Origin of the sequence: Pseudomonas sp. ML96 (assembly GCF_000761545.1) — a bacterium.
Lineage (GTDB): Bacteria > Pseudomonadota > Gammaproteobacteria > Pseudomonadales > Pseudomonadaceae > Aquipseudomonas.
The window spans coordinates 89,918-116,429 of sequence record NZ_JPMY01000003.1 but is presented as its reverse complement, the minus strand read 5'-3'; the positions used below and the strand labels follow the sequence as shown (position 1 = coordinate 116,429).

The window sequence follows — 26,512 nt, the reverse complement described above, 5'->3', positions numbered from 1 at the left end:
ACTGTCACGTCTGCGCAATCGAATTAAATGAAAATTATTCGCAGCTCTATGCGTCTTTAAAGCGTGCCACTTTTCCCGAGGGATACCCCATGAGCCTGGACAACCCGCAAACCACCTTCCTGGTCGTGGTCAACGACGAGCAACAGTACGCCATCTGGCCAGCCTACAAGGCCGTGCCGGCGGGCTGGCGCGAGGAGGGCGTGCGAGGTGACAAACCGACCTGCCTGGCGCATATCGCCAGCGTCTGGACCGACATGCGCCCGCGCAGCCTGCGCGAAGCCATGGACGCCTGATGCAGCTGTTCTGCCTGGCTCATGCCGGTGCCAGCGCCATGCCTTATGCACGCTGGCGCAAGCGCCTGCCGCGCTGGCTGGAAGTCTGCCCGCTGGAGCTGCCAGGCCGTGGCGCCCGCGAGGGCGAGCCGCAGTGCCAGCAGTTGCCGGCACTGCTGGCCGACCTCAAGCAGGCCTGGTTGCGCGAATGCAATGGCCCGTACCTGCTGTGGGGCCACAGCCTGGGCGCCATGCTGGCCTTCGAGCTGGCTCAAACGTTGATCGCCTCTGGCCACGAAGCACCGCTGGCGTTGTTCGCTTCCGCCTCACGTGCGCCATCTCGCCGCCTGCAGGCGCCGCGCATGACCTCGCGCAGCGATGGTGAGTTGTTTGCTGGCCTCGATGGTTTCGCGCGCCTGCCGCGCGAGTTGCTGGCCGACCCGCTGTTCCGCCGCGAGCTGCTGCCGGTATTGCGCAGTGACTTCGCCCTGGCCGAGAGCTACCGCTACCAGCGCCGCGCGCCCTTGCCCTGTGCGCTGCATGTGCTCGGCGCACGACGCGACTGCCTGAGCGAGGACGACCTGCGCGCCTGGCGCCGCGAGACCCGCGGCCCCTTCACCCTGGAATGGCTGGATGGCGATCACGCCTACCTGCGCCCCCAAGAAGATGAACTGCTGTCCCTGATCGAATTCCATGCTTCGCGCCTGTTGCGGCGCGAGGCGGCCGGCATGCCCCTGGGCGCCTAGGCCACTCTTTGCGAGGTACTGTGATGAACGCGCAAGTCCCGTCGAACCTTGCCCTGGAATGGGCGCCGCTGTCCTTTGCCCAGCAACGGCTGTGGTTCTTCAGTCGCCTGGAAAGCGGCAGCACCGCCTACAACATCGGCGGCGTGTTGCGTTTCGAAGGGCAACTGGACATGGACAGCCTGCGCCACGGCCTGGATCAGGTGTACTCCCGCCACGCCGCGCTGCGTACCGTGTTTCGTGAGCATGATGGTCTGGCCCAGCAAGCCGTGCTGCCGACGGGCTCGATGCCGCTGGAGATCATCGATCTCGAAGGTCGCGCCGAGCAGGTCGAATCCCAGGCCCGCGACTTCATCGAAGCCGACTACGACCTTACCCGTGGCCCACTGGTGCGCTGCGCCCTGTATCGCCTGGGCGGGAACAGCCACGCCTTGGCCGTGGGTATGCACCACATCATCTCCGACGCCTGGTCGGTACGGGTGATGGTGGAGGAGATGGCCGAGTTCTATCGAGCCCGCCTGCACAACCGTCAGCCGTTCATGACCCCACAGCCGGTGCAGTACAGCGAATATGCCGTCGGCCAACGCGAGTGGCTGGACAGCGAGGCGGGCATCCAGCAGATGGCGTTCTGGCGTGAACGCCTGGGTGGCGAGCAACCACCGCTGAGCCTGACTCCGGACTACCCGCACAATGCCCAGGCCGCGCGCCGCGCCGCTTATCGCACGCTACAGGTGGAACCGACCTTGGTGGCGCGCCTTAGCGACCTGGCCAAGGCCAATGGCGCAACCCTATTCACCGTGCTACTGGCGGCCCTGCAGCTGCAGCTGGCGCGCCTGTCTGGCCAGCGCGAAGTGCGTATCGGCGTGCCGGTAGCCGGCCGTGCCAAGGGTTTCGAGCGCCTGGTCGGTTTCTTCGTCAATACCGTGGTGCTCAAGGCTGAACCGCGTCCTGAACAGTCGGTAGCGGACTGGCTGAGCCAAGCCCGTGTCGGCCTGAAACAGGCCCAGTCCAACCAGGAAATGCCCTTCGAGCGCCTGGTGGAAGAGCTGGCGCCGAGCCGCAGTCTGGGCCAGCAGCCTCTGTTCCAGGTGGCTTTCAACTACCGCCGCCAGCACCCGCTGGCAGCCAACTGGCTGCCGGGTATCGAAACCAGCCTCGCTGAATTGCCATCCAGCCAGATTCCCTTCGACCTGGCCTTGGATGCTGTGCGCGACAAGGGCGACGAGCTGCTGATCAACTTCGCCTACGCAGCCGACCTGTTCGCCGAGAACAGCATCGAACGTCTGATCGCCGGCTTCCTCGAAGTGCTCGATGGTTTCGCCAGCGCACCGCAGGCGGCCCTGGGCGAAGTGGCGCTGGTGACTGCACCTGAACTGGCACAGTTGCGCGAGTGGAATACGCCGAGGCAGGACTTCGATGCTGCACGCCTGTTGCCGCAGCTGATCGCCGAGCAGGCACGCCTGCGTCCGGATGCCATCGCCTTGGTACATGGCAGCGAGCGGATTGCCTTCGCCGAGCTGGAGGCGCGCGCCAATCGCCTGGCCCATCTGCTGGTAGCCCGCGGCGTATGCCCGGAAGCCCGTGTCGGCGTATCCCTTGAGCGCGGCAACGCCATGATCGTCGCCATGCTGGCGGTGCTGAAATCCGGCGGTGCCTTTGTCCCACTCGACCCGGACTACCCGCGCGAGCGCCTCAGCTACATGGTTGAATACTCGGGGCTGCAGTGGCTGATTACTTCGTCCGATCTGGCCGAGCGTTTGCCGCTGGGCGAGGGCGTCGAGCCGCTGTATCTGGATCAGCTGGATCTTTCCGCTTTCGAGGTCTCGGTGCCTGCCGTGCAGCTGCATCCGCTGAACCTGGCCTACCTGATCTACACCTCGGGCTCCACCGGCCAGCCCAAAGGCGTGGCGGTGAACCACCTTGGCCTGAGCATGCATGTGCAGACCATTGGCCAGCGCTACGGTATGACGCCGAACGATGTGGAGCTTCACTTCGCTTCGATCAGTTTCGACGGTGCACTGGAACGCTGGACTGTGCCGCTGGCCTTCGGCAGCCGTCTGGTAATCCGCGATCAGGAACTGTGGAGCGCCGAGAAGACCTGCCAGGTGATCGCCGATGAAGGCGTGACCATCTCCTGCCTGCCGCCGAGCTACGCCCAGCAGCTGCTGGATTGGGTCGAGTCGCAGAACCTAAAGCTACCTGTCAGATCGTGGACCCTGGGTGGCGAAGCCTTTACCCGCGAGACCTACGAGCGCTTGCAGAAAGTCCTGCAGCCTCAACGCATCATCAACGGCTATGGCCCGACCGAGACGGTGGTCACCCCGCTGATCTGGGAAGCTTATCCGGGTGACTCGTTTGAAGCGGCCTATGCGCCCATCGGCAACCCGGTCGGCCCACGCAGCCTGTATGTGCTGGATGCCGAGCTGAACCTACTGCCCATTGGCGTCGCCGGCGAGCTGTATATTGGCGGCGAAGTCGGCCTGGCCCGCGGCTACTTCCAGCGCCCCGAGTTGACTGCCGAACGCTTCCTGCCTGATCCGTTTGGTGCGACCGGCGAGCGTATGTACCGCACTGGCGACCTGGTGCGCTGGCGCGAGGACGGCACCCTGGATTACCTGGGTCGCGTCGACCATCAGGTGAAGATCCGCGGCTTCCGTATCGAGCTGGGTGAGATCGAGAGCCAGTCGCTGACCCTGGAAGGGGTACAGGAAGCGGCGGTGATTGCCCGCGAAACGCCAAGCGGCAAGCAACTGGTGGGTTATGTGGTGGCCAAAGAGGGCACCGATACGGCGCAGCTCAAAGCCGAGCTGGCCAAGGTGCTGCCGGACTATATGGTGCCGGCACAGATCATCGCCCTGGCCAAGCTGCCGCTGACCCCGGCCGGCAAGCTGGATCGTGCCGCGCTGCCGGAGCCGGCCTGGCAGAGCCAGAGCTACGAGGCACCACAGACCGACAACGAACGCATCCTCGCTGCCATCTGGGCCGAGGTGCTGGGTGTGGGGCGGGTAGGGCGCCAGGATCACTTCTTCGAGCTGGGTGGCGACTCCATCGTTGCGCTGCAGGTGGTCAGCCGTGCTCGCCAGCAAGGCTTGGGCCTGACGCCCAAGGACCTGTTCCAGCAACAGACCCTTATGCAGCTGGCCGGCGTTGCCCGCAGCGTCGCCGCACCATTGGCCGACCAAGGCCCGGTAACTGGCGCAGCGCCGCTGCTGCCGATCCAGGCGCGTTTGCTGCAGCGCGAGGGCCTGGCGCCGTGCAACCAGTACCTGCTGCTCGAACTGGCCGAGCCGTTGCCAGCCACCCAGCTGGAGCAGGCCCTGCAAGCGCTGGTTCAGCACCACGACGCCCTGCGCCTGCGCTTCGAGCAGCACGATGGCCAGTGGCGGCAAGTACATGCTGCCGAAGCAGGCAGTCCTCTGCTGCACCGGGTCGAGCTGACCGCCGGTGAAGACCCGCAGCCGCACTATGACGCCATCCAGCGCAGCATCGACCCGGCCAGCGCCGCGCACCTGCGCGGTCTCTACCTCACCCAGCCGGGCCAGGCCGATCGCTTGCTGCTGTCGATCCACCACCTGGTGGTCGATGGCGTGTCCTGGCGCGTGTTGCTGGAAGACCTGCAGCGCGCCTGCCTGCAACTGGCCAGCGGCCTGGCGGTACAACTGCCGGCCAAGACCAGCGCCTTCAAGACCTGGGGCGAACGCCTGGCCGGCTGGGACGTCAACGCACAACTGCCGTACTGGCGGGCCCAGCAGGCCGCCGGTGGCGAACTGCCGCTGCTGAGCAGCGATTTCGGTAGCGAAGGCACTCGCCAGCGCCTGGAGCTGAGCCTGGACGCCGGTTTCACTCGCGATCTGCTGCAAGCCGGCCAGCAGGCCTATCGCCTACGTGCCGATGAGCTGCTGCTGACCGCCTTGAGCCGCGTGCTGTGCAGCTGGAGCGAGCAACCAACGCTGACCGTGCACCTGGAAAGCCATGGCCGCGCGCCGCTGTTCGACGATATCGACCTGTCGCGCAGCGTCGGCTGGTTCACCAGTCTCTACCCCGTGCGCCTGCAACCCGAAGCCGAGCTGGCCGCCAGCCTCAAGGCGATCAAGGAGCAACTGCGCGCCGTGCCCGATCTGGGCCTCGGCTATGGCCTGCTGCGCCAGCGCGAGCAACTGAACGAGCGAGCCCCGCAACTGCTGTTCAATTACCTCGGCCAGTTCGACGAGGGTGGCAATGGCCTGCGCCTGCGCGAAGGAGGCCTGTGGCGCGAAGCCAATGCGCCGCTGGACGCACCGCTGGTGATCAACGCCGAGCAACGTGGTGGCGCCCTGCATCTGCACTTGGACTTCAACCCGCAGCAACTGGCGCGACCGCCCCTGGAAGGCCTACTCACCCGCCTGCAGGACGAGCTGCGCGCCATCGCCCAGCACTGCCAGAAAACCCCAGCCAGCCTGACCCCCAGCGACGTGCCGCTGGCCGGCCTGAGCCAGGCCGAGCTGGATGCGCTGCCCGGCGTGGAAGATATCCACCCGCTGTCGCCACTGCAGCAGGGCCTGCTCTTCCACAGCCAGCTGGAAGGCGCCGGCAGCTATGTCAGCCAACTGCTGCTGCCGTTCACCGGTCTCGATCCGGCTCGCCTGCAGAACGCCTGGCGCCAGGTGCTGGCGCGTCATGGTGTGCTGCGTAGCCGCTTCCTGCTTGGCGAACGCCCGCTGCAACTGGTGCAGGCCGAGGTTGAACTGGACTGGCAGGATCTCGACTGGCGCGGTGTCGCTGATTTCGATGCGCAGCTGCAAGCCTTCTGCAGCGCCGAGCGCGAACGTGGCTTTGCCCTCGACCAGGCACCGCTGCTGCGCCTGGCGCTGATCCAGCGCGGCACCGGCGACTTCGTGCTTGCCTGGACCCTGCACCACCTACTGCTGGACGGCTGGAGCAACGGCCTGCTGTTCGCCGAAGTGCTCGCCCTGTACCACGGTGACCGCCTGCCGGCGCCGAGCAGCCAGTTCCGTGATTACATCAGCTGGCTCGACGGCCAGGATGCCGAGGCCGAACAGGCCTTCTGGCGCGAACAGCTGGCCCCGCTGGATGGCGTCACCCGCATCGCCGGCTGCCTGCCATGCCGCGCACCGGAGCAGGGCCATGCCCGTCATCCGCTGCCGCTGGACGCTACTACCGAACAACAGATTCGCGGCTTCGCCCAGCGTCACGGCCTGACCCTCAACACCCTGGTGCAAGCCGCCTGGGGCTTGCTGCTGGCGCGTCTGACCTGCAAGCGCAGCCTGTGCTTCGGCGCCACCGTGGCCGGTCGCCCGACCGAACTGGCCGGCAGCGAGCAGATGCTCGGCCTGTTTATCAACAGCTTGCCGGTGGCGATCCAGCTGCCGGCCGAGCAGCCATTGGGCGACTGGCTGGCCGAGCTGCAGGTGCAGAACCTGCAGCTGCGCGAGCATGAGCACAGCCCGCTGCACGATATCCAGCGCTGGGTCGGCAGTGCCGGCGAGGCGCTGTTCGACAGCCTGCTGGTATTCGAGAATTACCCGCTGGGCGATGCCCTCAAGCAGGCCGAGCGCGGCGAGCTGAGCCTGGGCCTGCCGCAGAGCCACGAGTTCACTCACTACCCGATGACCCTGGCCGTGCTGCCGGGCAGCCGCCTGGAGCTGCTGCTGGCCTACGACCGCGCGCACTTCGACGCCGATGGCATCGCCCAGGTCGAGGCGCTGCTGCGCCAGGCCCTGCAGCTGGTATGCAGCGACCCGGCCCAGCCGCTGGGCAGCCTGGAGCTGGTCAGCAGAACCGAGCAGTTCCTGCTGAGCGAATGGAACAAGCCACGCCAGGCTTTCGATGTTGCACGCCTGCTGCCCGGGCTGATCGCCGAGCAGGCGCGTCTGCGCCCCGAGGCCATCGCCCTGGTGCATGGTGCTGAACGGATAGCCTTCGCCGAGCTGGAGGTCCGCGCCAATCGCCTGGCCCAGCTGCTGGTCGCCCAGGGTGTGCGCCCGGAGTCCCGTGTCGGCGTCTCGCTGGAGCGCGGCAACGGGATGATTATCGCCATGCTGGCGGTGCTCAAATCCGGCGGTGCCTTTGTCCCACTCGACCCGGATTACCCGCGTGAGCGCCTGTCCTACATGATCGAGGACTCGGGCCTGCAGTGGCTGCTGACCAGCTCCAATCTGGCCGAGCGCCTGCCGCTGGGCGAGGGCGTCGAGCCGCTGTATCTGGATCAGCTCGATCTGTCCGCCTTTGATTCGTCAGTGCCTGCGGTACAGCTGCATCCGCTCAATCTGGCCTACCTGATCTACACCTCCGGTTCTACCGGCCAGCCCAAGGGCGTGGCGGTGAATCACCTCGGCCTGAGCATGCATGTGCAAACCATCGGCCAGCGCTACGGCATGACTCCGGACGATGTAGAGCTGCATTTCGCATCGATCAGCTTCGATGGCGCCCTGGAGCGCTGGACCGTGCCGCTGGCCTTCGGCAGCCGCCTGGTGATTCGCGACCAGGAACTGTGGAGCGCGGAGAAGACCTGCCAGGTAATCGCCGACGAAGGCGTGACCATTTCCTGCTTGCCGCCCAGCTATGCCCAGCAGCTGCTGGATTGGGTCGAATCACAGAACCTGAAACTGCCGGTGCGTTCCTGGACTCTGGGTGGCGAAGCCTTTACCCGCGAGACCTATGAGCGACTGCAGAAGGTGCTGCAGCCCCAGCGCATCATCAACGGCTACGGTCCGACCGAGACGGTGGTGACGCCGCTGATTTGGGAAGCCTTCCCCGGCGATAGCTTCGAAGCCGCATACGCGCCGATCGGTAACCCGGTCGGCCCGCGCAGCCTGTATGTGCTGGATGCCGAACTCAACCTGCTGCCCATCGGCGTGGCTGGCGAGCTGTATATCGGCGGTGAAGTCGGTCTGGCCCGCGGTTACTTCCAGCGCCCGGAACTGACGGCTGAGCGCTTCCTGCCCGATCCGTTCGGTGCTGCCGGCGAGCGCATGTACCGCACCGGCGACCTGGTGCGCTGGCGCGAAGACGGCACCCTGGATTACCTCGGTCGCGTCGACCATCAGGTGAAGATCCGCGGTTTCCGTATCGAACTGGGCGAGATTGAAAGCCAGTTGCTGGCCCTAGATGGCGTGCAGGAAGCGTCGGTGATCGCCCGCGAGACGCCGAGCGGCAAGCAGCTGGTGGGCTATGTGGTCGCGTGTGACAACATCGATGCCAATACCCTGCGCATCGAGCTGGCCAAGGTGCTGCCGGACTATATGGTCCCCGCGCAGATCATCGCTCTGGAAAAACTGCCACTGACCCCGGCCGGCAAACTGGATCGCGCCGCGCTGCCGGAACCGATCTGGCAGAGCCAGTCCTACGAGGCGCCACAGACTGATAACGAACGCATCCTCGCCGCGATCTGGGCCGAGGTACTGGGTGTCGAGCGGGTAGGGCGCCAGGATCATTTCTTCGAACTGGGCGGCGACTCCATCGTCGCACTCAAGGTGGTCAGCCGCATCCGCCAGCAGGGCCTGCAGCTGCCGCTCAAGGCGCTGTTCGAGCAGAGCCGCCTGGCCGATTGCGCCGTCGCCCTGCAGCGCAAAGCAGCCGATGCGCCGGTGCTGCGTGCCTTGCCGCGAGGTGTCGACCTGCCGCTGTCGCATGCCCAGCAGCGCCTGTGGTTCCTCAATCGCCTGGATCCGAGCAACGGCTCCTACCATATGCCGGCTGGCCTCGACCTGCAGGGCCGTTTGGATCGCCAGGCGTTGCAGGCCGCCTTCGACCAGTTGGAAGCACGCCACGAGGCGCTGCGTACCCGTTTTGTCGAGGTCAACGGCGAAGCACGCCAGCGCATCCTGCCGGCCCAGGGTCAGCGTATCGACTGGCTCGACCTGCGTGAGCTGGCTGCCAACGAACGTGAAGCCGAGGCCCGCGATTACGCACAGAAGCTGCTCAAGCGGCCGTTCAACCTGGCTAGCGAACCGTTGTTACGGATTGCCGTGCTGCGTTTGGGCGACCAGGAATATCGCCTGCTGCTGATCCAGCACCACATCGTCTCCGATGGCTGGTCGATGCAGCGCTTTATCGGCGAGTTCTCCGCCGCCTATGCAGCCTTCGCCGAGGGCCATACGGCGCAGTTCACCGCCTTGCCGCTGCAATACGCCGACTACGCCCAGTGGCAGTGCGACTGGCTGAAGTCCAGCGAAGCCACGCGCCAGCTGGATTACTGGAAGGCGCGCCTGGGCGAACACCAGCCGCTGCTGGAGCTGCCCACCGACCATCCGCGCCCGGCCCATGGTGCACGCCAGGGCATGCGCTGGCGTTTCGAGCTGAGCGACGCTCTCACCGCGCAACTGCGCGCCCTGGCCCAACGTGAAGGCAGCACGCTGTTCAGCCTGCTGCTGAGCGCCTGGCAGAGCCTGCTGCACCGCTACAGTGGCCAGGAGGATATCCGCGTCGGCGTACCGGTAGCCGGTCGTAGCCTGGCGGAAATGGATGGTGTGCTCGGCTGCTTTATCAACACCCTGGTGCTGCGCGGCGAGCCGAGCGGGCTCAAACCGTTCCGCCAGCTGCTCGGCGAACTGGCTGCAGCCAGCCGCGATGCTCTGGCTAATCAAGAGCTGCCGTTCGACCAACTGGTGGAAGCGCTGCAGCCGAGCCGCAGCCTGAGTCATCACCCGCTGTTCCAGGTGGCGTTCAACCACCAGCAGGTGGATTTCAGCGCCCTCGGCAGCCTGCCGGGCCTGCGCGTACAACCGCACGACCCGGGCGCCGCCGGCGCCCAGTTCGACCTGGCGCTGGATACCGAAGAAGCCGCCGACGGTAGCCTCAGCGGTTTCGTCAGCTACGCCGCCGAGCTGTTCGAGGCGCGCACCATCGCCCGCCTGGCGCGGCACTTCGTGCGTCTGCTGGATGGCATCTGCGCCGATCCCACGCAGCCCATCGGCCTGCTGCCATTGCTGGAAGAAGACGAGCAGGCCCAGCTCGCCGGCTGGAACGCCACAGCCAAGGACTACGGCCCGCTGGTCAACCTCAGCGAGTGCATCAGTCAGCAGGCGGCGCGCGCGCCGCAGGCGCCAGCCCTGGCATTTGGCGAGCAGACGCTGAACTACGCCGAACTGGAGCAGCGCATCAACCAACTGGCCAACCGCCTGCGCGGCCTCGGGGTGAACCGTGGCAGCCTGGTCGGCATCAGCCTGGAGCGCTCGCTGGAACTGGTGATCGGCCTGCACGCCATCGTCCGCGCCGGCGGTGCCTATGTGCCGCTCGATCCGGAATACCCGCTGGAGCGCCTGGCCTACCTGCTGGAGGATTCCGGCGTCGACCTGCTGCTGTCGCACAGCGCGCTGCTGGAGCGCCTGCCGTTGCCAGCCGGGCTGCAGGCGCTGAGCCTGGATCGCGAGGACTGTTCCGCCGAGAGCACCACACCGCCGGTCGTTACCCTGCAGGGCAACGACCTGGCCTACCTGATCTACACCTCCGGCTCCACCGGCAAACCCAAGGGCGCTGGCAACAGCCACGAGGCCCTGGCCAATCGCATCCTGTGGATGCAGGAGGCCTACCAGCTGGGTGCCGGCGACGTGGTGCTGCAGAAGACCCCGTTCAGCTTCGACGTCTCGGTATGGGAGTTCTTCTGGCCGCTGATTACCGGCGCCTGCCTGGCCGTGGCTGCTCCCGGCGATCACCGCGATCCGCAGAAACTGGTGGAGCTGATTCAGCGCCACAAGGTCAGCACGCTGCACTTCGTGCCGTCCATGCTGCAGGCCTTCCTGCTGCATCCGGATGTGGAGCAGTGCCAAAGCCTGACCCGCGTTATCTGCAGTGGTGAAGCGCTGCCGGCCGAGCTGCAGGTGCGTACTTTCCAGCGCCTGCCGGGTGCCGGCCTGTACAACCTGTACGGCCCGACCGAGGCGGCCATCGACGTCAGCCACTGGACGTGCCTGGAGGAGGGCCGCCATGCCGTGCCGATCGGCCGACCGATCGCCAACCTGCGCCTGCATATCCTCGATGCCCAGCTCAACCCGGTACCGCAAGGCGTGCCTGGCGAGCTGTATATCGCCGGCATCGGCCTGGCGCGCGGCTACCATCGCCGCCCCGAGCTGACCGCCGAGCGCTTCCTGCCCGATCCGTTCAGCACCGAGGGCGGACGCATGTACCGCACCGGCGACCTGGTGCGCTGGCGTGCCGACGGCGCCATCGACTACCTGGGGCGCATCGACCATCAGGTGAAGATCCGCGGCTTCCGCGTCGAACTGGGCGAGATCGAGGCCCAGCTCGGTGCCCAGCCGGGCGTCGCCGAGGCCGTGGTGGTGGCCCGCGACAGCCAGATCGGCAAACAGCTGGTCGGCTATGTGGTGGCCGAGCCGCTACCGGCCGACGAAGCCTCCTGGCTAGCCGGGATCAAGGCCGCGCTGAAGGTCGAGCTGCCCGAGCATATGGTGCCGTCGATTCTGATGCGCCTCGATCGCATGCCACTGTCGCCCAACGGCAAGCTGGAGCGTCGCGCGCTGCCTGAGCCGGTGTGGCAGGCCCGCAGCTACCGCGCGCCGCAAGGTGAGCGGGAGATCGCCCTGGCGAGCATCTGGCAGGAAGTGCTGGAAGTGCAGCAGGTCGGCCTCGACGACAACTTCTTCGAGCTCGGCGGCCACTCGCTGCTGGCTACCCAGGCCGTGGCGTTGTTGCGCCAGCGCCTGGGCCTGGAGTTGCCGCTGCGCGCCTTCTTCGAAGCGGAAAACCTGGCGGCCCTGGCCGCCACCCTCGACGGCCAGGCCCCGGCCGCCGCCGAGGAAGAAGACCAAGACCTGCGCGACATGGCCGCGCTGCTCGACGAACTGGAGGCCCTGTGACCGCGCCCATCGACAAGGCCGCCCTGGCGCGCCGTTTCCTCGCCCTCGGCGCCCCCGAGCAAAAGCGTTTTCTCGAACTGCTGGCCGGCAAGGGCATCCGCTTCGACCGCCTGCCGCTGGTACCGGCGCCGCGCGGCGAGCACCTGAGCGCCTCGCATGCCCAGCAGCGCCTGTGGCTGGTGGCGCAGATGGAGCCGGACAGCAGCGCCTACCATATGGTCGGCGCCTTCGCCCTGGAGGGTGAGCTGGATCGCGGCGCGCTGCTGGCCGCCCTGGAGCTGATAGTCGAGCGCCACGAGGCGCTGCGCACGCGTTTCTACGAACATGCTGGCCAGCTATGCCAGCGCATCGATCCGCCGGGCCCGCTGGCCTTGGAGGAGCGTGATCTGCGCGGCGAGCCGGAGCAGGTACAGGTTCTGGCCGATACCCATGCGGCGCGCGCCTTCGACCTCGCCTTGGGGCCGCTGCTGCGCGTGCAGCTGCTGCGCCTGGACGAGCAGCGCTGGCGCCTGCAGGTCGTCTGCCACCATATCGTCTCCGACGGCTGGTCGATTGGTGTGTTTGCCGAGGAACTGGGCCGTGCCTATGCCGCGCTGCGCCTGGGGCAGGCGCCGCAGCTGGCCGAGCTGCCGATCCAGTACGCCGACTATGCCCAATGGCAGCGCGCCTGGCTGGAGGCCGGCGAGCGCCAGCGCCAGCTCGGCTACTGGCGCGAGCGCCTGGGCAGCGAGCAGCCAGTGCTGGCCTTGCCCTACAAGCTGGATGCCACCGGCCAGCGGCATGCCGAGCGCCAAGCCATCGAAGTGCCGCCGGCTCTGGCCGAGCGCCTGCGCCAACTGGCCCAGGGCGAGGGCGCGACCCTGTTCATGCTGCTGCTGGCAGCCTTCCAGCTGCTGCTGGCCCGTTACAGCAACCAGCGCGATATCCGTGTCGGCGTGCCGGTGGCCAACCGCCAACGCGCCGAGACGGCGCCGCTGGTGGGCTTCTTCGTCAACACCCAGGTGCTGCGCGCCGAGTTCGACGCCGGTATGAGCTTCCGCCAGCTGCTCGCCGAGGTGCGCCGCCACGCCCTGGATGCCCAGGATCAGCAGGATCTGCCATTCGACCAGCTGGTGGAAGCCCTGGCGCCCGAGCGCAGCCTGGGCCAGACACCGCTGTTCCAGGTGCTGTTCAACCACCAGAAACGCGACCTCGGCGCCCTGCAGCTGCCCGGCCTGCGCCTGGAACCGCTGGCCCAGGGCGTGCCGCACGCACTGTTCGACCTGGCTCTGGACAGTCTGGAGGACAGTGCTGGCCAGCTGCGCCTGACCCTGACCTGGGCCCGCGAGCGCCTCGACAATGCGCAGATGCAGCAGATGACTGCCCATCTGCTGGGCCTGCTGGAGCAGGTCAGCGCCATGCCGGATCAGCCTCTGGTGCGTCTGCAACTGCTGGATGCCGGCGACCAGGCACGCCTGGCTGAGTGGAACACGCCACGACAGGGCTTCGATGCTGCGTGCCTGCTGCCCGAGCTGATCGCCGAGCAGGCGCGTCAGCGTCCGGATGCCATCGCCCTGGTGCATGGCGGAGAGCGTATTTCGTTCTCTGAACTGGAGGCCCACGCCAATCGCCTGGCCCATCTGCTGCTGGCCCGCGGCGTACGCCCGGAAGCCCGCGTCGGTGTATCCCTTGAGCGCGGCAACGGGATGATTATCGCCATGCTGGCGGTGCTCAAATCCGGCGGTGCCTTTGTGCCGCTGGATCCGGATTACCCGCGCGAGCGCCTGGCCTACATGGTCGAGGACTCGGGGCTTAAATGGCTGATCACTTCGTCCGACCTGGCCGAACGTCTGCCGCTGGGTGAGGGCGTCGAGCCGCTGTATCTGGATCAGCTCGATCTGAGCGCCTTCGATACTTCGGCTCTGGCGGTGCAGCTGCATCCGCTCAATCTGGCCTATCTGATCTACACCTCGGGCTCCACCGGCCAGCCGAAAGGCGTGGCGGTGAACCATCTCGGCCTGAGCATGCATGTGCAGACCATCGGCCAGCGCTACGGCATGACGGCCGGCGATGTGGAGCTGCACTTCGCCTCGATCAGTTTCGACGGTGCCCTGGAACGCTGGACAGTGCCGCTGGCCTTCGGCAGCCGCCTGGTCATCCGCGATCAGGAGCTGTGGAGCGCCGAGAAAACCTGCCAGGTGATCGCTGACGAAGGCGTGACCATTTCCTGCTTGCCACCCAGCTATGCCCAGCAATTGCTGGACTGGGTCGAGTCGCAGAATCTGAAACTGCCGGTCCGTTCCTGGACGCTGGGTGGCGAAGCCTTTACCCGCGAAACCTACGAGCGCCTGCAAAAGGTGCTGGAGCCCCAGCGCATCATCAATGGCTATGGCCCGACCGAGACGGTGGTGACGCCGCTGATCTGGGAAGCCTTCCCCGGTGACAGCTTCGAAGCGGCCTATGCGCCGATCGGTAACCCGGTCGGACCGCGCAGCCTCTATGTCCTCGATGCAGAACTGAACCTGCTGCCCATCGGTGTGGCTGGCGAGCTGTATATCGGCGGCGAAGTCGGCCTGGCCCGTGGCTACTTCCAACGCCCGGAACTGACTGCCGAACGCTTCCTGCCCGACCCATTCGGTACTGCAGGGGAGCGCATGTACCGCACTGGCGACCTGGTGCGCTGGCGCGAAGACGGCACCCTGGATTATCTCGGTCGTGTCGACCATCAGGTGAAGATCCGCGGTTTCCGTATCGAACTGGGCGAGATAGAGAGCCAGTTGCTGGCCCTCAACGGAGTGCAGGAAGCGGCGGTGATTGCCCGCGAGACGCCGACCGGCAAGCAGTTGGTCGGCTACGTTGTGGCCAAAGACAGCACCGACGCCAATCCCCTGCGCGCAGATCTGGCCAAGGTGCTACCGGACTATATGGTTCCGGCGCAGATCATCGCCCTGGAAAAACTACCGCTGACCCCGGCCGGCAAGCTGGATCGTACCGCGCTACCGGAGCCGACCTGGCAGAGCCAGGACTACGAGGCACCGCAAACCGACAACGAGCGCATCCTCGCCACCATCTGGGCCGAAGTGCTGGGCGTTGTGCGGGTAGGGCGCCAGGATCATTTCTTCGAACTGGGCGGCGACTCCATCGTCGCGCTGCAGGTGGTCAGCCGCATCCGTCAGCAAGGGTTGCAACTGGCGCCGCGCGAGCTGTTCCAGTTCCCGCGCCTGGCCGAACTAGCCAAGGTTGCGCGGCTGGCCGGAGCGGAGGAAGTGCAAGAGCCTGTAGCCGGCGAGTTGCCGCTGACGCCGATCCAGGCGCATTTCTTCGCCATGGGCCAGACCAACCCGGCGCACTGGAACCAGGCGCTGAACCTGGAGCTGCTGCGCTCGCTCGATCCTCAATTGCTGGAGCAGGCCCTGCAGGCCCTGGTCACCCATCACGACGGCCTGCGCCTTCGTTTCAGCCAAGAGCAGGGCGCTTGGCACCAGCGCTATGCCGATGTGGATGCCGAGCAGCCGCTGCTGTGGCTGCGCGAGGCCGGCAGTGATGCCGAGGCTGATCAGCTTTACCAGCAGGCCCAGCAGAGTCTCGACCTAGCCAACGGCCCACTGCTGCGCGCGCTCTACCTCAAGCAGGCTGGTCAACCCGAGCGACTGCTGCTGGCGGTACACCACTTGGTGGTGGACGGCGTGTCCTGGCGCATTCTGCTGGAAGACATTCTCGCTGCTTATCGCCAGCTGGAGGCCGGCCAGGCCGTGCGCCTGCCGGGCAAGAGCCAGTCCTACAAAGGCTGGAGCGAGGCCTTGCAGAGCTGGGCAGACAGCGAAGCGGCGCAGATCGAGCTGGACGCTTGGTGCAGCTGCCTGAGCGGCCCGGCGCTGGTCTTGCCACGTGAACTGGATGGCGCCACCGCTGCTCATGGCGACAAGCGCGAAGTGAGCCTGGCCCTGGATAGCAGCGAGACCAAGCGCCTGTTGCAAGCGCCGGCGCAGCTGGGCGTACGTATCGACGCCTTGCTGCTTACCGCGCTGACCCGCGCCCTGTGTCGCTGGAGCGGCCAGCCGGGCCTGCGGGTCAACCTCGAAGGCCATGGCCGCGAGGCGCTGACCGGCGAGCTGGATCTGTCGCGTACGGTTGGCTGGTTCACCAGCCTGTATCCGTTGCAGCTGCCGCAGCTCGACGCGGCAGCCGAGCAGCTGCAACAGGTTCAGCAACGTCTGCAGCAGGTCGAACATGGCGGTCAGGGTTACGGCGTGCTGCGCTGGCTGGGCTCGGCCGCGGCACAGGCGGCGCTGCGCGCGGTGCCGGATGCCGAAGTGATCTTCAACTACCTCGGCCAGTACCAGGCCGGTGCCGCGACGGACTGGTTCCGCCCGGCCGCCGGCGGTGGCGCGGCGGTAGCGGCGAGCAACCCGCTGGCCGCGCGCCTGGCGGTCAACGGCCAGGTGTTCGATGGCCAGCTGCAGCTGTCCTGGGAGTACGCAGCCAACCAGTATCGCCCCGAGACCGTCGAGGCCCTGGCTGCGGACTATCGTCGGGAGCTCCTCGGCCTGCTGGAGCTGGCCCGCGGCCAGGCCGTGCAGGGGCCGTCGCCGCTGCTGCGTCTGACTCGCCAGGATGCGCCGGCAGCGCCTGTGTTCTGTCCGCACCCGGTGACCGGCCGGGTCACCGGCTACCAGCCGCTGGCGGCGCGCCTGGACGGCGTGCGCGAAGTCTTCGGCCTGCAGTGCCGCAGCTTCCTTGATCCGAGCTGGCGCGATGCCTCACTGGGCGATATGGCCGATGCCTACCTGGCCGCACTGCTCAAGCAACAGCCGCAGGGGCCGTATCGGCTGGTCGGTTGGTCGCTGGGCGGTAGCCTGGCGCTGGAACTGGCGGCTCGTCTGGAGGCCCGCGGCGAAGAGGTGGCCTTCCTCGGTCTGCTCGACTGCTACGTACCGGGCATCGAGATTGCAGGCGATGACGCCCGCCATCCGCAGGCGCGGGCCAAGCTGGTCGAGCATCTGCAGTTGCTGGCCCCGGGGCTGCCAGCCAGGGCCTGGGACGGCCTGTTCGAGCAGCTGCTGCAGCTCGAACCGCTGGACTGGCCGCAGGCCTGCGGCAGCTGGTTCGCTGGCCAGCCGCTGGACGGCATGACCCGCCAGAGCCTGGAGGAACTGCTGTTCGCCTGGGCACTGGAGCAGCACATGCGCCGCCTATGCGCCGGCTATGCGCTGCCCAGGGTCAAGGTGCGTCCACATTGCTGGTGGGCGGCGCAACCGGGCGGGCGCGCTGCCTTGCTGGAGTCCGGCCTGGAACAGGTGCAGGGCAGGACGGCGGCTCATCGCCTGGTGGATACCGACCATCAGGGCATCGTGCGCCACCCGCAGGTACTCGCAGACCTGGCCGGCTTGCTGGCGCGCTGAGGACGATCGAGAAATGTCAGGGGAAGGTAAATTTTTCCAGAAGCGATTCGTCTAGTAGGTGCAAGAACAACAAATGCGAATCTTTCTAATTTGATTTAAGTGGGGAGTGTTGATGGAACAGCAAGCTAAGTACCAAGCCAAAGTACCGTTCGCGAGAGCCCGCCTACCACTGGCCATGGCCTTTGCGCTGAGCGCGTTCAGTGTAGGCCTGTACGCCGAGGAGGCGGTGAAGCTGGAGGCCACCAATATCAGTGGTGAGCTGGACAGCCCGGTTGGCGAGGACGACGGCTATGTGGCGAAGAACAGCCGCAGTGCTACAAAAATCAATACTCCACTGAGTGAAACCCCTCGCTCGGTGTCCGTTGTGACCCAGGCGCAGATGGATGATCGCAACGTCCAGACCATTAGCGAGGCGCTGCGCTACTCCGCGGGGGTGCAAGCCGGCTTCTATGGTGAGGACAACAAGCAAGACTGGTTCATCGTGCGGGGCTTCAAGCAAGCCAACAACGGTTTGTTCATGGACGGTTCGCGCATCTACTCCAGTTCCTTCTACAGCTGGCAAATCGACCCCTACATGCTCGAACGCATCGAAGTGCTCAAGGGCGCCGCTTCCGTGCTCTATGGACAGACTCCGCCGGGCGGTCTGATCAACCTGCAGAGCAAGCGCCCAACAGCCGATGCCAAGAGCGAGGTTGGCATCCAGTACGGCAGCTTCGACCGCAAGCAGGTCAACGCCGATGTGGGGGGCAAGCTGGATGAGGAGGGCAACGTGCTGTACCGCGTTGTCGCGCTGAGCCGTGATACTGGTACTCAGGTGGACGACGTAGATGCTGCCCGCATCCTGCTGGCCCCCTCGATGACGTTCAACTTCAACGAAGACACCTCGCTGACCCTGCTGGCCAGCATGCAGAAAGATCGCTCGGATCCGCAGCTACAGTTCCTGCCGCCCAGTGGCACCATACTTCCGAACCCCAATGGTGATATCGACACTGATACTGCAGTTGGCAATCCCAAGTACGAAACCTTCGAACGTGATCAATATACCCTTGGCTACGAGCTGAACTATCGCATCAGCGACAACTGGGACTTCCAGCAGAACCTGCGTTACGGCCATATGGATCTGGAACTGCGCCAACTGTTCTATTTCGGTAATGCCCCTGGCAGCAACCGGCTGATTGCCCGAGGGCTGACTTACAATGATGGTAAAGCCGACAATCTATCGGTAGATAACCGATTACTCGGTAACTGGTTCGGTGATCGCTGGGAAAACACACTGCTGCTTGGCTATGACTATCAGCAACTGAAGATCAATGATCGCAGCCCCAACGGCTACCCCACTGCACCAACCATCCCTCTGCTGGACATATACAACCCGAGCAACTCCACACCGTACTTTGGTTTCCCTGTGGGTAACAATGCTCCCATCGGTGCTTTTGCTCTGGAAGATAAAGACACTCGCGCCGATCAGAACGGCCTCTATATCCAAGAGCAGTTCAAATACGACAATTGGGTGTTCCTGTTGGGCGGCCGCTACGATCGTTCACGCACTGACTTCGACAATCAGACTACCAATGCCCGTCATAACGTGCGTGACGACAACTTCACCTGGAGCAGTGGTGTTGCTTATGTCATGGACAACGGTCTGACCCCCTATATCAGCTACTCCGAGTTCTTCTTGCCGGTCACCGACATCAATCGAGTCACTGGGGATCCGTTCGAGCCGCAAGAGGGCGATCAGAAGGAAGTTGGCATCAAGTATCAGCCGGAAGGTCTGGACGCGATGTTTACTGCGGCAGTATTCGAGCTGACACAGGAGAACGTCACCAAGACCCGTGCAGGAGTTCCAACTCAACTGGGTGAGGTCCGCAGCCGGGGTATCGAGCTTGAGGCTCAGGCCAATGTCACCGAAAACATCAGCCTGATCGCCAGCTATACCAAACTCGATCCAGAAACGACCAAGACCACAGTCGATGCTGAAAAAGACAAGGCTCCTGCCAACGTCGCTGACGAGATGGCTTCTCTGTGGGGCAAGTACCAGTTCATCGGTGGTGTCCTCGATGGCCTGGAGTTCGGTGCCGGCGTGCGTCACACCAGCTCCAGCTATGGCGACAACACCGAAACCCTGGAAGTACCGTCCTACACCCTGGTAGACGCCATGGTCGGGTATCGCATTCAGGACATCCGCCTGCAATTGAACGCCAGCAACCTGACCGATAAAGAGTACGTCACGGCCTGTGATTACTACTGCTGGTACGGCAACCGTCGCAACGTCATCGCCAGTGTGAGTTATGACTTCTAATCCATTGCAACAACTGTCGCTGCCCAACGGGCAGCGGCTGACCGCTCGTGACGACGGCGCCAGTCTGGCTCTGCATCTGGACGAACGCGCTCTGCTGCGCGTGCGTCGGCAGGACGAGGTCTTGGTGCCGCTGGAGCTGGCAGTTGAGGACCAGGCCAAGGCCCTGTGGGCACTGGCCTATTGGAGCTTTGCCAACAATCCCCAGCTGCAGGCCCTGCGTCTGCAGCTGGACTCGATCGATCCATCCCTGCTCACCAGCGGCCTGCTGGTGGGTGAGGGTGACAGCCTGCGCATCGAGCGTTCGCTGTTCTGGCAACTTCCTGCCAGTCTCCTGCGCAACGTTGGCAGTGCTGGTTACCCGCAGCAGATGGTCATGCATGCCCATGGCCGTCGTCACCCGCGCCGCGCGCCGAAACCGGTGGGCGAGGTCTATCGCCGTTTCGATGTCCATCTGGGTGCCTGGATTTCCTTGCGCACCCTAGACATCGACAGCGACCTCGAACGCTTCAATCGCTGGCAGAACAGTGCCCGTGTGGCCGCGTTCTGGCAGGAGGAGGGCGATCTCGAAAAACATCGCCGCTACCTGGAAGAGCTGGCCGCGGACCCGCGCGTGCTGACCCTGATCGGCTGCTTCGACGATGAGCCCTTCGCCTACTACGAGGCCTACTGGGCCAAGGAAGACCGCATCGCGCCGTTCTACGACGTGGCGGACTACGACCGCGGCATCCACATGCTGGTCGGCGAGGAGAGCCATCGCGGCCCGCACAAGGTGGCCAGTTGGCTGAGCGCGCTGACCCACTACCTGTTCCTCGATGATCCGCGTACCCAGCGGGTGGTCGCCGAACCTCGCGCCGACAATGCCAAGATGATCGGCCACATGCAGGCGCAGGGGTATCACAAGGCCAAGGAATTCGATTTCCCGCACAAGCGAGCCGCACTCATGGTGCAGTCCCGCGAAGTGTTCTTCGAACGCTGCCGTCTGGCATAGCAGTACGGCTCGCGGTTGCTGTTCGCGAGCCTAGAACAAAAGAGCCGCGCCCGAGCGCGGCCGTGAAACTGATGAGGTTGGGCGAGGCGAGTGCCTCCAGGGGCTGACTTGGCCTTCACACGAACCATCCGCAGAGGATCGGGGCCTGACATGAGCATAGAAACACTGGAATACGACGTGATCGGGCTGGGCTTCGGGCCCGCCAATCTGGCCATCGCGGTGGCCTTGGACGAAGACCGTCGCGTACGCGAGAACGGCCTGCGCTACTGCTTCCTGGAGAAGAAGCCGGCCTTCGAGTGGCACGGCGGCATGCTGCTGGACGACAGCCGCATGCAGATCTCCTTCCTCAAGGACCTGGCCACGCTGCGCAATCCGTCCAGCCGCTACACCTTCGTCAATTACCTGCACCAGAAGCGTCGCCTGGAAGCCTTCATCAACATCAGCACCTTCACGCCGTCGCGCCTGGAGTACAACGACTACCTGACCTGGGCTGCCGCGCAGTTCAGCGAGCGCGTGCACTACGGCGAGGAAGTCATCGCCGTCGAGCCGGTGCTGGATGGTGGCGACGTGACCCGGGTCAAGGTGATCTCGCGCCTGGCCGATGGCCGCACCCGCGCACGCATCACCCGCAACCTGGTGGTCAGTATCGGCGGCGAGCCGGTGGTGCCAGAGATGTTCCGCCCACTGCGCGGTGACAAGCGGGTGATCCATTCCTCCAGCTATCTGGAGCGCATCCAGGGCTGCGCCGAGCCCAAGCGCGTGGCGGTGATCGGCTCAGGACAGAGCGCAGCGGAAATCTTCAGCGACCTGTGCGGGCGCTTCCCGGCGGCTGAAGTCAGCATGGTGATGCGCAGCCAGGCCTTGCGTCCGGCCGATGACAGCCCGTTCATCAATGAAATCTTCGATCCGGCCTATACCGACGTGGTCTACGGCCAGGCTCCGGAGGAGCGCGAAGCCTTCATCCAGGCCAATGCGCAGACCAACTATTCGGTGGTCAACCTGGACCTGATCGAGAGCATCTACCACCGCCTGTACCTGCAGAAGGTCACCGGCCACGCGCCGCACAGCCTGCTCACGCAGCGCAGCATCGAGGCCGTGCAGGCTGGCGCCGAGGGCATTCGCCTGACCCTGAATGGTCCGGAGGGACGCGAGGATCGTCTGTTCGATGCGGTAGTGTTGGCCACCGGTTATCGCCGCGATGGCTACAAACGCCTGCTCGAAGGTCTGCAGGAGCATCTTGGCGAAGGCGTGGAGCGCGACTATCGTCTGAGCTGCCAGCCGCAGATGAGCGCGGGCATCTACCTGCAGGGTTGCTGCGAGGCCAGTCACGGCCTGAGCGACACGCTGCTCTCGGTGCTTGCCATTCGCTCGCAGGAAGTGGTCGACGCCTTGCTGGACAACAGCCATCGACGCCAAACGACAGGAGTCGCCAGCGCATGTGCTTGACCCAGGCGGGGGGCCGATGATCCCGGCCATTGCCCCGCTGTTCCAAGGGCCATTCGCCCACTACCGCGATGTACTCACCCTTGCGGATGACCCACGCCCGGCATTGCCCGGGCGTGAGTTTGTCAGCGCTGCGCGTCTGGAAGAGCAGATGCTGCGTTTCGGCCCCGAGCATGCTGAGGGTGATCGCCGCGCCTTGATGTCGCTCTGGTCGAAATACTATTTCCTGCGCCTGATTCCACCGGTACTGGCGGCAGGCCTGATCCTCAACTGGCGCCTGCCGCTGGATTTCGACGAGATCCAGGTGGTGGTGGGCGCCGACGGCCTGCCCGAGGCGTTCAAGCTGCCGCATGCCGGCGAGCGCTGGGCGGCGACTCCTGCCAATGGTTTCGAGCGGTTTTCCGGACTACTGGATGACAACTTGCCGGCCTTCATCGAGGCGCTGCGCAGCCACCGCAAGATCGCGGCGCGGGTGCTGTGGAGCAACGCCGGTAACTACTTCGAATGGTTCATGTCCACGCTCGGCGGCCTGCCATTCCCCAAGCCGATGCTGGCTCAGGGTTTCGAGGTGCTGGAGTCAAAGCTGCGACCAGATGGCACGCGCAATCCGTTGTTCGAACCGGTGAGTTATGTACCGCAAGGCGAGGGCTGCGCGCCTTGGCGCCAGCGCAAGCTGTGCTGCATTCGCAACGAACTGGGCATGGATATGTGCGACAACTGCCCGTTGCTGGAAGAGCCGCCGGCTGAAGGTACAGCCGTTCTGGATTGATTCGTTAGCCCACCGGCTTAGGGTGGGCTCAGAAATGCAGCGAACAGCCCACCATCAGCGCCGATACAGACACAGCATGAAGTAGGCGCCGCCCAGCAGCGAGGCCAGCAAGCCAGCGGGCAGCTGCGCCGGGAACAGCAGGGTGCGCCCCAGCCAATCTGCCGCGACCATCACCAGTGCGCCGAGCAATGCTGCACCGAACATCTGCGGCACCGCGCGCGCCAGGCCGAGCAAACGCGCCAGGTGCGGGGCCAACAGGCCGATAAAGCTAAGTGGCCCGACGATCAGGGTGGCGCCGGCAGTCAGCAGCGCTGCTAGTAAAAGCAGCACGAAGCGGCTGAGTCCTAGCGGCACGCCAAGAGCGCGGGGCGTGCCTTCGCCCAATGGCAGCAGTTCCAGCCAGCGGCCGAAGGGCAGGGCGGCAAGCAGCAGAACCAGACTGCATACCAGTACCCAGATTGCCATCTGCGGACCGACGAAATAGGTCGAGCCGGACATCCAGCTCAGCAGGTTTTGTCCACGCGGATCACCACCTGCCAGCAGTATTACCTGCAGTGCATCGAACAGCGCGGTAATGCTGATACCGATCAGCAACACCTTCTCCGGAGCGAAACCGGAACGACGTGACAGGCCGAGCAACAGCAGCAGGGTCAACCCCGCGCCCAAACCGCCCAGGGCCAACTGGGCGAGGGGGCCTGAATAGGGCAGCAGGAAGAGCAGAGCGATCAGCCCCAGCGCGGCGCCGGCACTGATGCCAAGTACTTCTGGGCTGGACATGGGATTGCCGGTCAGACGTTGGATCATGCATCCAGCCAAAGCGAGCATACAGCCCGCGGCCGCGGCAGCCATGACTCGTGGCCAACGCCAGTCGAGCAACGCGGCATCACCGAGACTCCATTGCCAATCATCCAGCCCACGGCCCAGGCCGAGCGCGATCAGCAGTGCTAGCGCCAGCAAAATCATCAACGGTGCCAAGCGTCGAGCGGGGAAGGGGTGGCGCTCGAAATGCTGGCTATCACCGCTCTGCGGTTGCCCGCCAGCCAGGCGCAGGCGTGGCAGCAGCCAGAGCAGCAACGGCGCCCCCAGCAGCGCAGTCGCCGCGCCAGTAGGCACCAGCTCGGCCAGGCTGCCCGCCAGACGCTGGATGCCCAAGTCTGTAACGCACAGCAGCAAACCACCGAGTAACGGTGCCCAGAGCAGGCGCTGAGCGAAAGTACGTGCACCAAGCAAACGCACCAGTGCCGGCGCTGCTAGACCGATGAAGCCGATGACCCCGACGGTACTGACCACACAGGCCGCCAGGTACACGGAGAGCGAAAGGGTGACGAAACGCAGGAATCGCAGCGGTACGCCGAGACTCTTCACGCCACTGTCGTCCAGCTCCAGCAACGCCAGCGGGCGCAGCAATGGCAGCAGGAGCAGCATGCCCAGCAGCAGGCGCGGGATGAGGAATTGCACGCCACCCCAGCTGTTCTGGCTGAGCGAGCCCGAGCCCCAAATGAACACTGCATTGAGGTCCTGCTGTTGCACCAGCATCAGCGTCACGTTCAATGCGCTGAGATAGAGGGTTACCACCAGGCCAGCGAGAATCAACGTCAACGGTGCCAGGCCACGGCGCCAAGCCAGGGCGAAGACGAGCAGGGCGGCGATACCACCACCGGCCAGCGCGACCCACTCTCGGCCATAGTCGAGCGCCCAGGGCGCCCATAGCGTAGCCACCAGCAGGCCGAGCTGGGCGCCACTGGATACTCCCAAGGTCGTCGGCGAGGCCAGCGGATTGCGCAACACCTGCTGCATCAGCGTGCCGGCCAGAGCGAGTACGGCGCCACAGAGCAAGGCCATGCACAGGCGCGGGAACCAGCTGAAGTGCAGGATCAACTGCTGCATATCGCCGTCGACAGGGCTGATCATGGCCTGAGCCCATTCGCCCAGCGGCAGGCGACGGCCGAGATCGCTCAGCGCCAGGCCCAGCGCCAGAATCAGCAGCACAGCGCACAACCAACCCGGGTGGCTGGAAAAACCACGACGCTCGCGAACCGGTAAAGGCCCCTGGGCCAGCAGCTCCGTCATTGCGCGGCCTCCGGCGCCAGACGCGCCTCCAGCAGGTGGGCGAAGCGCTCGGCGGCCATCAAACCGTTGAAGCTCCATACCGGTGGCAGGCCGTACAGACGCTGCTCACGCACGGCCGGTAGCTGCTGCCACAAGGCGCTGCGCGCCAGGCCATCGGCAGTGCCGGGCGGCATGGGTTCCAGGTAGAGCAGGGCAGCGCTAGGTTCTTCGGCCAGGCGCTCGATGCCTTGCTGACTGAAACCCCAGTAATTGGTCGGCCCGGTCCAGGCATTGCGTAACCCGGTGCGATCCAGCACGCCCTGGTAGATGCTCTGTTTGCCGAACAGCCTTACATGACGCTGGTCGAGGAAGGTCATCACATAGAAAGGTGGCAACTTCTGCGCGGCAAGGTGCTGCTTGACCCGCGCCATATTGGCGTCGATACGGGCGATCATGGCTTCGCCTTCGGCCTGGCGGCCGAGCAGCGCTGCCAGCTCGCGAGTCACGCGCTGGGCACCGACATAGGCCTCGGCCTCCGGCGTATAAATAGCCAACTCGTGGACCGGTGCGACACGTTCGAGCTGTGGGCGGCTGACGGCAAACTGCGGGGTGATCAGGATCATGTCCGGCTTGAGTTGGCTGAGCAGCTCGAGATTGGGCTCGATGCGCAGGCCGAGATCGACGACCTCGGCGGGCAACTCTGGTGCTTGAACCCAGCGCCGATAGCCTTCGGTCTGTGCCACGGCGATGGGCGTCACGCCCAGTCCCAACAGCGTCTCGGTCAGCCCCCAGTCGATGACCGCGATACGTGGCTGGTGCGCGTCGGCTTTGGCCAGTCCCGTCAGCAGTACTAGCATGCAGATCAGCCAACGCATCAGATCACCACGGCGATAGGTTGCTGGCCGTGGGGATGGCTGAGCACCTGCATGGGCAGGCCATAGATGGCCTCCAGATTGCTGTCGGTCATCAGCTCGGCTGGGCTGCCGTCCAGTAGCAGCCGGCCGCTGTGCAGCGCGATCAGGCGGTCGCAGTAGCGGCTAGCCATATTGATGTCGTGCAGTACCACGATCACGCTCAGTCCCAGTTGTTGGCTAAGGCGATGCACCAGGCCTAGCACCTCAACCTGGTGCGCTATATCGAGAGCCGAAGTGGGTTCGTCGAGCAGCAGATAGCGGCTGTTCTGTGCCAGCAACATGGCCAGCCAGACACGCTGGCGCTCGCCACCAGATAGGCTGTCGACCATGCGCTCGGCGAAGCGCTGCGTGTCGGTCAATTCCATGGCCTCGCGGACCTTGGCATGGTCTTCGGCCCCGAAACGGCCAAGCAGTCCGTGCCAGGGATAGCGACCAAACCCGATAAGTTCGCGCACCGTGAGGCTTTCCGCCGATGGCAGTTGCTGCGGTAGATAGGCCACTTGGCGAGCGAAGTCGCGATCCTTCCAGTCAGATACAGGTTTGTCGTCCAGCAGCACTCGACCGGTGCTTGCCGGCTGCTGGCGCGCCAGCATCTTCAACAGCGTGGATTTGCCGGAGCCGTTATGGCCAATCAGGCCAACCATTTGGCCCTGAGGAATATCGAGCGTGAGCGGATGCAGAAGCGTGCGCTCTGGCAGACTAAAGCTGACTGCATCGAGTCGGAACATGGTCGATCCTTGAATGCCGGCCTCTCGAAGGCGGGGACTTTAGCCAAAAACGATTATCTACTGCAAACAAGATTGAATCATAAAAAGGAAGGACAAATCCTCGGATTTAACG

Annotated in this window: 11 protein-coding genes; 8 read left to right on the top strand and 3 right to left on the bottom strand. The window is 65.0% G+C overall.

From position 1 onward, the window contains the following. The first annotated feature begins 89 nt into the window (after positions 1-89). From IP89_RS02255 to fhuF, 8 genes are all read left to right on the top strand, one after another. A complete protein-coding gene (locus IP89_RS02255) occupies positions 90-293 on the top strand; it encodes an MbtH family NRPS accessory protein (RefSeq protein WP_043307335.1) in 204 nt (67 codons plus the stop codon). Next, positions 293-1,018, top strand: coding sequence for a thioesterase II family protein (locus IP89_RS02250; protein WP_043307334.1), 726 nt, complete (start codon positions 293-295; stop codon positions 1,016-1,018). The genes IP89_RS02255 and IP89_RS02250 overlap by 1 nt, the downstream gene beginning before the upstream one ends. Before the next feature lie 23 nt (positions 1,019-1,041). After that, positions 1,042-11,829 carry a non-ribosomal peptide synthetase gene (locus IP89_RS02245; RefSeq protein WP_043307333.1) on the top strand — a complete coding sequence of 3,596 codons (10,788 nt, stop codon included), beginning with the start codon at positions 1,042-1,044 and terminating at the stop codon, positions 11,827-11,829. Next, a complete protein-coding gene (locus tag IP89_RS02240) occupies positions 11,826-17,210 on the top strand; it encodes an amino acid adenylation domain-containing protein (protein WP_043307332.1) in 5,385 nt (1,794 codons plus the stop codon). Before IP89_RS02245 ends, IP89_RS02240 begins: the two co-directional genes overlap by 4 nt. Before the next feature lie 112 nt (positions 17,211-17,322). Beyond that, positions 17,323-19,509 (top strand): TonB-dependent siderophore receptor, encoded by a 2,187-nt coding sequence (locus IP89_RS02235; RefSeq protein WP_052080921.1) that lies wholly within the window; start codon positions 17,323-17,325, stop codon positions 19,507-19,509. Continuing rightward, positions 19,499-20,497, top strand: a complete 999-nt coding sequence (locus IP89_RS02230; protein ID WP_043307330.1) for a GNAT family N-acetyltransferase — start codon at positions 19,499-19,501, stop codon at positions 20,495-20,497. Before IP89_RS02235 ends, IP89_RS02230 begins: the two co-directional genes overlap by 11 nt. Positions 20,498-20,647: 150 nt before the next feature. After that, positions 20,648-21,943: a lysine N(6)-hydroxylase/L-ornithine N(5)-oxygenase family protein gene (locus tag IP89_RS02225; RefSeq protein ID WP_043307329.1), complete on the top strand. Its 1,296-nt coding sequence runs from the start codon at positions 20,648-20,650 to the stop codon at positions 21,941-21,943. Positions 21,944-21,959: 16 nt separating this feature from the next. Next, complete coding sequence (fhuF, locus tag IP89_RS02220; protein WP_043307327.1) at positions 21,960-22,709, top strand: siderophore-iron reductase FhuF; 750 nt, start codon at positions 21,960-21,962, stop codon at positions 22,707-22,709. Positions 22,710-22,763: 54 nt separating this feature from the next. Here fhuF and fhuB read toward each other — a convergent pair whose 3' ends face one another. From fhuB to IP89_RS02205, 3 genes are read right to left on the bottom strand one after another with little or no spacing between them, the layout of a single operon-like run. Continuing rightward, on the bottom strand, positions 22,764-24,779 hold the full coding sequence (fhuB, locus tag IP89_RS02215; protein ID WP_081963141.1) for a Fe(3+)-hydroxamate ABC transporter permease FhuB: 2,016 nt from the start codon (positions 24,777-24,779) through the stop codon (positions 22,764-22,766). Further along, positions 24,776-25,633, bottom strand: a complete 858-nt coding sequence (locus IP89_RS02210) for an ABC transporter substrate-binding protein (protein WP_043307326.1) — start codon at positions 25,631-25,633, stop codon at positions 24,776-24,778. The genes fhuB and IP89_RS02210 overlap by 4 nt, the downstream gene beginning before the upstream one ends. Continuing rightward, positions 25,633-26,400: an ATP-binding cassette domain-containing protein gene (locus tag IP89_RS02205; protein WP_043307324.1), complete on the bottom strand. Its 768-nt coding sequence runs from the start codon at positions 26,398-26,400 to the stop codon at positions 25,633-25,635. Before IP89_RS02205 ends, IP89_RS02210 begins: the two co-directional genes overlap by 1 nt. Positions 26,401-26,512: the final 112 nt, after the last annotated feature.

What these genes read in the sequence shown, in the direction of transcription:
- IP89_RS02255 (WP_043307335.1), top strand. Translation starts at nt 90, where the DNA reads ATGAGCCTGGACAACCCGCAAACCACCTTCCTGGTCGTGGTCAACGAC.
- IP89_RS02250 (WP_043307334.1), top strand. Translation starts at nt 293, where the DNA reads ATGCAGCTGTTCTGCCTGGCTCATGCCGGTGCCAGCGCCATGCCTTAT.
- IP89_RS02245 (WP_043307333.1), top strand. Translation starts at nt 1,042, where the DNA reads ATGAACGCGCAAGTCCCGTCGAACCTTGCCCTGGAATGGGCGCCGCTG.
- IP89_RS02235 (WP_052080921.1), top strand. Translation starts at nt 17,323, where the DNA reads ATGGAACAGCAAGCTAAGTACCAAGCCAAAGTACCGTTCGCGAGAGCC.
- IP89_RS02230 (WP_043307330.1), top strand. Translation starts at nt 19,499, where the DNA reads ATGACTTCTAATCCATTGCAACAACTGTCGCTGCCCAACGGGCAGCGG.
- IP89_RS02225 (WP_043307329.1), top strand. Translation starts at nt 20,648, where the DNA reads ATGAGCATAGAAACACTGGAATACGACGTGATCGGGCTGGGCTTCGGG.
- fhuF (WP_043307327.1), top strand. Translation starts at nt 21,960, where the DNA reads ATGATCCCGGCCATTGCCCCGCTGTTCCAAGGGCCATTCGCCCACTAC.
- fhuB (WP_081963141.1), bottom strand. Translation starts at nt 24,779, where the DNA reads ATGACGGAGCTGCTGGCCCAGGGGCCTTTACCGGTTCGCGAGCGTCGT.
- IP89_RS02210 (WP_043307326.1), bottom strand. Translation starts at nt 25,633, where the DNA reads ATGCGTTGGCTGATCTGCATGCTAGTACTGCTGACGGGACTGGCCAAA.
- IP89_RS02205 (WP_043307324.1), bottom strand. Translation starts at nt 26,400, where the DNA reads ATGTTCCGACTCGATGCAGTCAGCTTTAGTCTGCCAGAGCGCACGCTT.